The organism is Pseudoramibacter porci (assembly GCF_009696145.1).
GTDB lineage: Bacteria > Bacillota > Clostridia > Eubacteriales > Eubacteriaceae > Pseudoramibacter > Pseudoramibacter porci.
Genome location: NZ_VUMO01000008.1, coordinates 63490 through 75327, shown reverse-complemented (window position 1 = coordinate 75327; position 11838 = coordinate 63490). Strand labels below are relative to the sequence as shown.

General features: G+C 58.2%; 2 protein-coding genes. One reads left to right on the top strand and one right to left on the bottom strand.

Going from position 1 to position 11838, the window contains the following annotated elements:
• Positions 1-63 precede the first annotated feature (63 nt).
• Positions 64-1422, top strand: coding sequence for a diguanylate cyclase (locus FYJ52_RS07075; RefSeq protein WP_154576528.1), 1359 nt, complete (start codon positions 64-66; stop codon positions 1420-1422).
• A 104-nt stretch (positions 1423-1526) separates the two neighbouring features.
• On the opposite strand, the gene FYJ52_RS07070 is transcribed toward FYJ52_RS07075, so the two are convergent.
• Complete coding sequence (locus FYJ52_RS07070; RefSeq protein ID WP_154576527.1) at positions 1527-11822, bottom strand: MBG domain-containing protein; 10296 nt, start codon at positions 11820-11822, stop codon at positions 1527-1529.
• Between the last annotated feature and the right edge of the window lie 16 nt (positions 11823-11838).

Below are 11838 nucleotides of genomic sequence, written 5' to 3'. Positions count from 1 at the left end.
ATCCGATCAACAGTGCAAAAGCAACGGAGTTGCTCCGATTTGTTTTCTTTGAAAGGGACTCTTATGCACACATCATCTTACACGCCTCAATTATTTACCGATATCCCCGTTCCTTACGCCGTTTTCAAAGTTCAGATGAATCCGGAAAGGACGGCGGTCGTCGAAACCTATTACGTTTACGTCAACCAAGCCTATTGCGAGATGGCCGGCCTCAGCTCAGACCAGCTGATCGGCGCCGCCTACAGCGAAAGCTACGCAGCCCCCGATCAGCAATGGTTTGACTATTGCTACGAGGCGCTTCGCCAGCAGCAGCCGATCCACGCCTGCATCCACAGCGAGGAAATCGGCCTTTGGCTTGATTTCACTGTCGCACCAGTAGGCGCGCCCGACCACGTCGCCTTCGTCTTCACCAACGTCGATGAGGAAAAGAAAAAAACGAACCGAAACAAAGCCACTGACGACTTGATCATCGAAATTTCCAGTATTTTGAACAGCGACGGCGATTACGACGACCGGATGGACCTCGCCCTCGCCAAACTGGGCCAGACCATCCAATGCGACCGCCTCTACGTCCTCGAAACTGACGGCGTAACCGCCAGCAACACCTTCGAGTGGTGCACCGACGGGATCGAGCCGGAAATCGACACCCTCCAGCATCTGCCCTACAGCGAATACCTCGCCGGGTGGGAACCCTATCTCGAACACGACTCCTGCGTTCTCATTTCCGACATTGAGGAGCTGAAAGCAACCGACCCGATCGATTACGAAAACCTCAAGCGCCAGGGGATCAAACGCTTGATGGGCGCGCCGTTTTACAACCGCGGGCAGCTCATCGGCTACCTTGGTACCGACAATTACAAACAGACGGACTGGATCAACATCCGGACCGTACTTGAATCGATCTCATATTTTATCGGCGCCCAAATCGTCAATCACAGGCTCGTGGCCGCGCTGGACATTGCGAGCCGCAGCGACGCGCTGACCGGCGTCTTCAACCGCAACGCCCTGATCGAAAAGATGGACGCCTTGGCGACCAGCCGTTTGTCTGTCGGCGTCGTCTTCGCCGATGTGAACAATCTCAAGCAAACCAACGACCACCAAGGCCATGCCGCCGGCGACGCCGTGCTCTGCCAGGCGGCGGCCCTGCTCTCCGAGCATTACGGCCAGGATAACGTCTTCAGAATGGGTGGTGACGAATTCGTCGTGCTGCTGCCGACGATCCGGCGGGAGACCTTCAACCGCTCCCGCAGCCGGTTCTTTAATAAGATCGATCAACATCCCGACCTTAACATGGCACTCGGCTTCGCCTGGACCAATAACGCCGCCAACATCGACATGACGGTCCGCCTTGCGGACAAACGCATGTACGACAACAAAGTCGAATATTACACCAAACACGACCGGCGCCAACGTAAATCCTAAACGGCTCGCGCAAACCGGCACCGCTGAAAAACAGCGGTGCCGATTTTTTATGGCGCAAAAAACGGGCCGGCCTGGTAGGGCCGGCCCGCTTGATTCAAATGCCGTTACTGTCTTTTCTTATTTTCGAGTTCTTCGGTGAGGTCAAAGATTTTCTGCTGATCGTCCTTCATCATCTTGGTGTAGAGGATAACGACGGCCATGGTCAGAAGCATGAACAGGAATGGCAAAATGTTGCAGGCTTCCAAATCTTCTTTGAGGCCTTTTGGCGTCTTGACATCGTCGAGATCCTGGAGGGTGTCGCCGTTGTCACCTGGTACGATGGCCGCGCCGCCCGGTGTGGTGCCCGGAACGTTGACGTTGCCCGGGATCACGATGGTGCGGACCGGTGCCGGCGGAACCGTTGGTGCCGCTGGCGGCGTCGGGTTGACCGGCGTCACCGGAATGACCGGGACGACCGGCGTCGGCACAGTGTTCGCGTCGTAAATCACGGTGACTTCGACGTTGCGTTCCGGCATGCTCGCCATGACGACGTAGGTCTGTCTGGCGGTGTAACCCGGGACCGTTGGGGTGGCGATATTGAAGCTGTCGCCCGCCATGTACTGTCCAATGTAGTCCGGCGCCAGGGTGTTGCCGTTCGTATCCTGATAATGGATGGTCGCGACGTAGAGCACCGGCGCGTCGACTCTCAAGGTGCCGTAAACCACGGTCACTTCGTAATTAGCGATGTTGGTGCCCGGTTGAACCGCGTAGCTGAAGGTGTTCGCACTTTCACCGCGTTCGGTTTGGCTGCCGAGGAAGGTGTAGCTGAAGCCTTCGCCCTTCGCGAAGCCGTCGCCGCTCACTGTCATGTCGCTGTTGGTCAATGGGGTTCTGTCGTAAGGCTTGCTCGCGCTGCCGGAAGTCAAGGTGACGGCGCGTTTGGCGATCCGCAGGGTGCCGTTGTCGTAGCTGATGTTCTTGAAGAAGTCGGTGACGTTCTTGCCGTCCTTCGTGATGGCCAGGGTGGCGCGATCGACAGTGGCGGCCGTTTGTCCGGCGTCGGTGATGGTGCCGCGGCTCTTCGCGGTGCCGCTGAATCCCGTCGGCAGGCCCGTGACCTTGGCGTCGCCGGCTGTCAGGGCCGTGCCGTCGTAGGTCTTGTCTGCGCTTGCCGCGGTGACGCGGATGGCGGCGGTGGTGTTCTTCGTGATTTCCAGTTCGCCTTCCTGCGTTTCGATGCGGTAGTTGCCTTTCTTGAAGCTGTCGTTTGTGTCGTAAGCAATCTTGTTAGCTGCGGTGCCGACATCGGTGATCGAGCCGATAGCTCTGAGATTCAACACTTCGCCGGCCACAAAGGCTTCGCCGCCGGTGACGTCCGGGCTGGTCAGGGCATTGCCGTCGTATTCCTTCTTGGCGCTGCCGCTGCTCAGTTTGACCGCCTTTGGCGTGACTTCGAGGGTCCCGTCGTTGACGGTGATCTTGTTTTCATCAAACTGATCGGTGACGTCTTCGCCGTCCGCGTTCAAGATCTTGTAAGACGTAATCTTGTTCGCGGTCTTGCCGGCGTTCGTGATGCTGCCTTCGGTTTCTGCGGTGACGGTGTAGCCGTCCGGCGCGGTGGCCGCGTAGCCTGCCGTCAGAGCCTGGCCGTTGTACGGCCGGCTGGCCGATTCGGCGCTGATGACGACGGCGCCTTCGTGCTTGGTGACCGTCAGGGTGCCTTCTGCCTTTTCAATGCTGTAATTGGCTTCGTCGTACTTCAGTCCACCGCGGATTTCGATGGTGTTGGTGACGCTGCCCACCTTGGTGATGGTGCCAGTCGCCTTTGCCGTCGCTTCGCCTGAGACAAAGCCCTGGCCGCCGATGGTGACGTCCGGTTTGGTAAAGGCCTTGCCGTCGTAGACGTGGGTGCCGCTTTCAGAGGTCAGCGTAACCTTTCTCGGTGTGATCTGCAGGGTGCCTTCGCGGGCGGTGACGCTTTCGAATTGATCGGTGACGTCTTCACCTTTGTACATCACCGCGCAGCGGGTGAAGGTGTTCGCAACTGTGCCGTCTTTGACGTTGGTGACACTGCCGCGGATAGTGGCTTCGCCGGTGAAGCCTTCGGGCATGTTGTCAAGTCCGGTGACGGTGAAGTCACTGGTGCCGTGAGCCTGTCCGTCGTAGGTCCAGGTGCCGCTTGCCGCCGTGAAGACGACGGTTGCGGTCTGTGCCGGAACCTGGGTGATGGTCAATGTCCCTTCGTTGACCGTGATGTCGTAGTTGTCCGCTCTGAATCCGCGGTTTTGCGTGTAGGCGATGGTGTTTTTAACCGAGCCGGTCTTGGTGATGGCACCGGTGGCTCTAAGATCGCTCACTTCGCCTGCCACAAAGCCCTTGCCGCCGACGGTGACGTTCGGACGGGTCAGCTCACTGCCATTGTAGGCGCGGGTGTAGCTCGCCGAGGTCAGGGTGACGGGCCGCTTGGTGACCGTCAAGGTGCCTTCGTTGATCGTGACGTTTGTGAATTGATCGGTCACGTCTCTGCCGTCCTTCGTGATCTGGACGCGGCTGAGGCTCGCTTTCGCTGTGCCGACGTTGGTGATCGTGCCGCTGGTGGCCGCGCTGCCTTCAAATCCGGCTGGGAGGCCTGAGAAGACTGCTTTGCCAGCTGTCAGGGCTGTGCCGTCGTAAACCTTGGTGGCGCTCGGCGCGGTGACGCTGATCCGCGCGGTCGTGTTCTTGCGAATGGTCAATGTCCCTTCGTTAATCGTGATGTCGTAGTTGTCGGCCTTGAACTTAGCCTGGGTCGTGTAGGTAATGGTGTTCTTAACCGAACCGGCTTCTGTGATGCTGCCGGTGGCTTTGATATCGCTCACTTCACCGTCTACAAAGCCGTCGCCGCCAACCGTGACGACCGGGCTGGTCAATGCTGTGCCGTCGTACTCTCTTTCCACTGTATCGGAGGTCAGGGTAACCTGGCGCTTGGTGACCGTTAGGGTGCCTTCGTTGACTTCGACCCCTTCAAATTGATCGGTGACGTCCTTGCCGTCCGCATCCAAGATCTGGTAAGACTTAATCTTGTTTGCGGCCTTGCCGGCGTCGGTGATGCTGCCGTCTGTTTTGGCCGAAACCGTGTAGCCTTCCGGTGCGGTCCAGTCGTAGTCAGCGGTCAGGGCCGTGCCGTCGTAGGGTTTTTCAGCCGTTTTCGCCGTAATCGTCACAGCGTTGGCGTGTTTCGTCACCGTCAGGGTGCCGAGAGTTTCTTCGATGCTGTAGTTGTTCTTGTCGAAGCCGCCGAGGTTCTGGTATTCGATGGTGTTGGCGGTCGAGCCGGCCTTGGTGATGCTGCCGGTCGCCGTGACTTTGACTTCGCCGTCCACAAAACCTTGGCCGCCGACTGTGACCTTTGAATTGGTCAACGGTTTGCCATCGTACACCTTAGAGGCGCTCGCGCTTTCAACCGTCACCGGTCTCGGCTTGACGACCAGGGTGCCGTTCTGGAGCGTGATGCCCGAGAACTGGCTGGTGACGTTGCGGCCGTCTTTCTTGATGACTGCCGTCTTCACGGTGTTGACCGCATTGCCGGCCTTGGTGATGCTGCCTTCGGTGACGATTTCTGCGTCAAATCCTGATGGCAGGCCGGTTATCGTGTAGCCGCTGTCGCTCAGCGCTTTGCCGTCGTAGACCTTTTCGGCGTCGTTGGCCTTGATGGTGATCGCCGTCGTGTTGGCCGTGATTGCCAGCTGGCCTTCGCGGGTCGTGATCTTGTAGTTCTTAGCCTTAAAGCCGCCGCCCGTCGTGTAAGTAATGGTGTTGTCCACCTGGCCGATTTCCGTGATGGTGCCGGTGGCTTTAATTTTCGAGACTTCGCCTGAGACAAAGCCGTCGCCGCCGACGGTGACGTCTGGCCGGGTCAGCGCTTCGCCGTTGTAGGCGCGGGATGCGCTGTCAGAGGTCAGGGTGACCGTTCTCGGATTGACGGTCAGTTTGCCTTCTTTGTACGTGATGTTCGCGAAATTGCGCGTCACGTCTGCGCCGTCTTTCGTGATCTTGACAGAATCCTGATCGACAATCGCCGTGGTCGTGCCCGCGTCGGTGATGGTGCCGGCGGCGCTTGCGGTGCCGCTGAAGCCTTCCGGCAGGCCCGTGACTTTTGCGGCGCCCGCTGTCAGCGCGGTGCCGTCGTAAAGCTTGCTGTCCGTTGGGGCGGTGATGACGATCGCGGCCGTTTGATTGGCCGTGACGACCAAGTCGCCTTCTGTCTTCGTGATGTCGTAGTTGCTGACCTTGAAGCCGTCGCCTTTCGTGTAGGCGATGGTGTTCTTCACCGAACCGGCTTCTGTAATGCTGCCGGTGGCTTTGATATCGCTCACTTCGCCGTCTACAAAGCCGTCTCCGCCGACCGTAACGTCTGGGCGGGTCAAGGCTGTGCCGTCGTATTCCTTGGTAGCGCCGGCGCTGGTCAGGGTGACCTGGCGCTTGGTGACCTTCAAGGTACCGTCGCTTACGGTGACGCCTTCGAATTGATCGGTGACGTCGTTGCCGTCCGCATCCAGAATCTGGTAAGACGCGATCTTGTTCGCGGTCTTGCCGGTGTCGGTGATGCTGCCGTCGGTTTGAGCTGTGACGGTATAGCCTTCCGGCGCAGTCCAGTCGTAGCCGGCTGTCAATGCCGTGCCGTCGTAGGGCTTGTCGGCCGTCTTCGCCGTAATCGTTACGGCGTTGGCTTTTTTCGTCACCGTCAGAGTGCCGAGGGTTTCTTTGATGCTGTAATTGGCTTTGTTGAAGCTGCCGAGGTTCTGGTATTCGATGGTGTTCGCGGTCGAGCCGGCCTTGGTGATGCTGCCGGTGGCTGTGACTTTGACTTCACCGTCTATAAATCCGTCGCCGCCGATGGTCACTTTCGAATTGGTCAGCGGTTTGCCGTCGAACACTTTAGAGTCGCTCGCACTTTCAACCGTGACGGATCTCGGTGCCACCGTCAGGGTGCCGTTGTTCTTGGTGATCGGCGCTTCGAACTGATCGGTTACGTCTTCGCCTTTGTACACGATCGCCGCGCTCTTGACGGTGTTGTCCGCCGTGCCGGCGTTCTTGATCGTGCCTTCGACTGTGGCCGTGACGCTGAATCCCTTATCTTTGTAATCGTCTGGGAGGCCCGCCGCGGTGTAGCCGTCGTCGCGGTGGGTCTTGCCGTCGTAAGTCCAGGTGTGGCTGTTTGCGGTGACACTGACGCTGGCCGTCGTCCCCAGAACCTTGGTGATCTTCAACGTGCCTTCATTGATGGTGACGGTGTAATTCTTTTCGTCAAAGCCAGATTGCGTCGTGTAAGCGATCGCGTTCGTGACCGAACCGACCTTGGTGATCGAACCGGTGGCTTTGATGCCCGTCACTTCGCCGTCTACAAAGCTGCCCGTGATGCTGACGTCTGGTTTCGTCAGGGCGGTGCCGTCGTAAACTTTGGACGCACTTTCAGCGGTCAGGGTGACTTCCCGCTTGGTGACGGTCAGCGTGCCCTTGGTCTTCGTAATGCGGGTAAAGTAGTCAGTCACGTCCTTGCCGTCTTTTCTGATGACGACTTTGTCGACCGCGTTGTCCGCCGTGCCGACATTTGTGATGCTGCCCTTGGTGGTGACTTCAGCCGTAAAGCCTTCCGGCAGGCCGGTGATCGAATAGCCGCTCTGAGTCAGGGCAGTGCCGTCGTAGGCCTTCTTCGCGTCGTGTGCGGTGACGTCGATCTGTGCTGTCGCGTTCTTCGTCACGGTCAAGGTCCCCGCCTTGAGGATGATGCTGTAATTGCCGTCTTTGTAGTGTTCGCTCGTGAGGTCGTATTCAATTTTGTTGAACTTGTGTCCAACCTCGGTGATCGAACCGGTGGCCCGGATGTTCTTGATTTCGTCACCGACAATGCCGTCGCCTGTGATCGTGATGGTGTCGTTGGTCAGGGTGGTGCCGTCGTATTCTTTTTCGGCGCTGCCTGAGGTGATGATGACCGTCCGTTTGGTGACGGTGAGGGTCGCGGCGGCTTCCGCCGTTTCGTAATTGGCATTTTCCGCCTTGACGGAGACGGTCTTCGTCCCGACATCCTTGATGCTCGGCGCTTCGGTCGTCCAGTCGCCGCCGTCGACTTTGTAATAAATCGTCGTGCCGTCGGTGACCGATGCGCTCGCGCTGACTGCGTGGCTTTCGCCGTCGTAGACACCCGTGTAGCCGGTCGCCGTGACGGACAAGGTGCCCGCCTTGACGATGGTTAAGGTGCCCGGTTTGTAGGTGACGGTGTAATTGCCCTGCTCGGCGTCGCCTTCCGGCGTAATGGCGTAGGTGCCGACCTTTTCGCCTTTTTCGCGGCTGAGCTTGTAATCCACCTTGTCGCCGTTCAGCGTGCCTTCGACTTTGGCCGTGAGCACAGGATCCGCCTCGCCGTAATTCTTGGTCTGGTTGTCCGCGGTGACGGCGACCGCCTTCGGGGTGACTTTCAGCGTCGCCTTCGCGGTCGCGGTTTCGTAATTGGCATTTTCCGCCTTGACCGAGACGATCTTTTCGCCGACGTTCTTGATGCTCGGCGCTTCGGTCGTCCATTCGCCGCCGTCGACTTTGTAATAAATCGTCGTGCCGTCGGTGACCGATGCGCTCGCGCTTGCCGCGTGGCTTTCGCCGTCGTAGACGCCGGTGTAGCCGCTCGCGGTGACGGTCATGGTGGCCGCCTTGGTGATGGTCAGGGTGCCCGTTTCGTATTTCACCTTGTAGTTGCCCTGATTTTCATCGCCGCTCGGCGTGATGGTGTAGGTGCCGACTGCTTCGCCGTCTTCACGGCTGATGCTGTGCGTAATGCGGTCGCCATTGATCGTGCCGCTCACTGATACGGTGAGGGACGGGTCCGCCGTGCCGTAGGTCTTGGTTTTGTCGTCCGCCTTGACGGTGACTTCCTTTGCCTTAACAGTCAGACTGCCGGTGGCCTTGGTGATGTCGTACAGACGGGTGACGTCTACACTGCCGCGGGTGACTTTAATCGAAGCGATCTGGCTGGTGGCGGTGCCGACATTGGTCTGGCTGCCGCTGTAAGTCACGGTGAGGGTGTCGCCGTCAGCAAGAGCCCCGTCGGTGATGGTATAGCTGTCGGCTTTCAGTGCGGTGCCGTCGTAGGTCTTGGATTTATCCGCCGGCTTGACGGTGATCTTGATCTTCGGCACCGGTTTCCACTTCGCGTAAAGTTTGTTGTCGCCGATGTTGTCCACAAGGATTTCAGCGCCCGCCGCGACGTCTTTGCCGTCGCCGTCCTGCCAGCCGTCGAAGGTGTAGTTCAACGGGGCTTCAAATTTAGCGCCCGCGAGGGCCAGGGCTGTCAGTCTCGTGTTGTTGTCCAAATTGGTGCCGCCGTTGGCCGTCTGCTGCACCTTGGCGCTGCCGTCGGTACCCATGGCGTCGTCCGGATAATTGGAGTAATAAGTCAGGCTCGTCGTCGCGGTTTTGTCGCCATAGATCGCGGTCAGGGTGATGATGTGGTCGCCCTTGGCGTTGGCTTCGGTGATCGTGATTTTATCGCCCGGGTAGTAAGCGTCGCCGGTTTCAGACTGCCAGTACAGGAAGACTTTACCGGTTGGCGCCGTGATGCCCTTGGCCGATTGAATATCCGCCTTGGCGTCAATGGCGTACCATTTGCTGTCGCTGGCGCTGCCTTTGCCGTCGCCCGCGCTGTATTGGACTTGGTACTTGCCGTTGCTGACGTAATAGGGGTAGAGCTCGACGTCGCCATGGACCTTGGTGTTGAAATTGTACAGCGTGTAGCTGTCGCCGGACTTCGTCGCCCAGCCCTTCCAGTCGTAGCCTTCGGGGACGGTGACTTTCTGGCTGCTGCCGTTCTGGAGGACGTTGCCTTCGCTGTCGACCACTGTCGGCATCGCGCCTTCGTCGATCGTGCCGCCGTATTCAACTTTCAGCGAGATCGAATCGCCGCCGTGAATCGCGAGGTAGGCTTTCCCGGAAACTTCCGGCGCTTCCCATTTGGCGTAGAGCGTGATGTTCTTTGCCGGCATCGTTCCGGACAATTTGACCGGGTCCCCTGCGCCGAGTTCGTTGTCGTACCAGCCGGCGAAGGTGTAGCCTTCCGGCACGCCGCTCGGGCGTTCCGGCGCTGTTTTTAAATCGACGCCGCTGATATCTGCGCCGTACTTGTAGGATTCGGACCTTTTGTTGTCGCCGTTGATGAAATTGATGTCGTAGGTATTGCGGCTGTACTTGAAGTCAACTTTATAAGTATTACGCGTGACCTTTTCAAATTTAGATCCATCTTTTACATTATTCGTATAAGTGAAGCCCGCAATATCGTAGTGATCCTCAGCTGTTGTTGACCATTCCGTATTATCCGTTTTAAAACTGTCGGTGTGGTCCAGGGTGTACTTACCGTCAAGCCCTTCAACGTAATAGTTGAGGTTCATGGTGTAGCTTCCATTTTGGCTCACGTAATAGAATGCGCCGCCGTCGAGGGGCATGGTGGCGATCCCCGATTGATAAGGTGCGTCGCCCTGGCCATTCTCGCCTTTCTTCGTCCCCCAAATCTTAGAGGTGGCAGACGGCCATTTGACGGCAATATCGGCGCCGTACTTCGCGGTGATCCTAAGCTCTGTCATCTCAGGCCATTCATAATGTCCCCAATACCTATAACCTTGCCATTCAGCTTTGTAGAATTTAATGGCATAGGTGTTGCGGGTGTAGTAAATGTTGACGATGGTGGAACCGTCGCCCGCGATCGTCACTGATTTTTTCGTTTTGTCCGTGTTCAGGGTAAAGCCGTCATAAGTTTTGGCTAATGCGCTGGTGCTGACTGTCGCGCCGGACTGCCCCTTTTTAGCTGTCGACTCGTGATACGAATACCCGCTGTCATTGGCGTTTTCCCACCAGTAAATGACCGTGTACTGGGTGTCTTTCTTGGCTTCCCACACCGCGTAAATCGTGGTGTCTTCGGTCAGGCCGCCGCCAAAGGTGTAAGTCGCCACCTGGGCGCTTTCGCTCGCTGACCAGCCCTTGAAGGTGTAGCCAGCGCGTTTGGGCGCGGCCGGTTCCTTCGTCTGGCCGTCCGCCTTGACAAACTGCGGCTCGATGTAGGTACCGCCCTTGGCGTCGAAATACAGGTAATGCCCCTTTTCAATCTTTGGATACAGCTTGATGTTTTCCGTGCCGAGGGTCACCGAATCGCCCACAGGATGGGTCAGCGCTGGGTCAGTGTACCATCCGGTGACGCTTTCCGTTGAGCTCAGCGGGAGCTTGACGCCGGACGTCGCGATGGTGTCGCCGTTGATGCCTTCTTTGGTCGTAGAAACTTTCGCATCGCTGCCTGCGCTGTCCATGAAGAAGACGTAATGCACTTCTTTGAAGACCGGGTACAGGTTCACGGTTTCCACCGCGCTCACTGTCACCGTACCAAAGCCGTCAAAATCCGCGGTTTTCGCATCTTTTGATCTCGCCCAGCCGATAAATTTGTAGCCATCCTTTTCTGGAGAGGCCGGCTTTTTCAGGGTGTCGCCCGTCTTGACTTTCTGAGTGTCGATGACACTGCCGCTCAAATCGTGGAATTGATACGTCGCGACCGCCGGGCTTTCTTCAGACGTGCCGACGCCGGAGATGACGTAGATGGAGAAGGAACTGCCGGAGAAGCTCGCGCCGCTGGCGCTGGCGCTGGCCGAAACCGCTGTGACGTTGCCGCTGTCGGTCTGGTGCGACACGGCAAAGCGGTCGCCGTCGAGGCGATGGCTCAGCGACATGGAGACGCTGACGCTGGCTTCCGGTTCAATTTCCGCGCCGTCCTGATTGTGGAAGGTGATGTTGACGCCGACGGCATCCTTCACCTCACCGGAAGCAGTCGATTTCGCGATGCTTTTCGCGGTGCCCGTGGAAACCGCCGAGACGCTCATGCTGGAATTTTCCGGCAGGGCGCCTTCCGGTGCGCTGACGTGAACGGTCACGCCGTTGCCCGCGGTTCTGCTGAAAGACTGTGCCGGTTTTTTGTCAGCTTCTTCTTCCGCCTGAGGGATGTCTACTTCGATCGACGGCACGTCGACCGTCTGGCTGGACGAATCCGCCGTCTGATCGGAAGACGCCGGCGCGCTGGCCGACACACTTTGCGCCGCGCTGCTCGACGTGCTCGATTCAGCCGATGTGCTCGAGGCGGCCGGTGTGCTCGCCGATTCAGAGGTCGAAGCCGTGCTCTGGGCCGCCGCACTGCCTGCGGCGCTGTCGGTCGATGCGCTCGGCGCTGCAGCGCTGTCGGCCGCAACCGTCTGCGCTTGTTCCTGAGCTGCGTTGTAGACGTCTTCGTCCGCACCGAAAAGGTTTTGCGCTGTCGTGATCAGGCCGCTGGTCGCAACCATGGCCAAAGTGAGGAACAGCGCGACCCATTTTCTGACGTTTTTCGTCTTTTTGTAGCTCTTCTTCTTAAAGGTCTTCATAAATGCGTTCTCCTTT

Excerpts from the sequence above, each read along its gene's own strand:
- FYJ52_RS07075 (WP_154576528.1), top strand. The coding sequence starts at position 64 with ATGCACACATCATCTTACACGCCTCAATTATTTACCGATATCCCCGTT.
- FYJ52_RS07070 (WP_154576527.1), bottom strand. The coding sequence starts at position 11,822 with ATGAAGACCTTTAAGAAGAAGAGCTACAAAAAGACGAAAAACGTCAGA.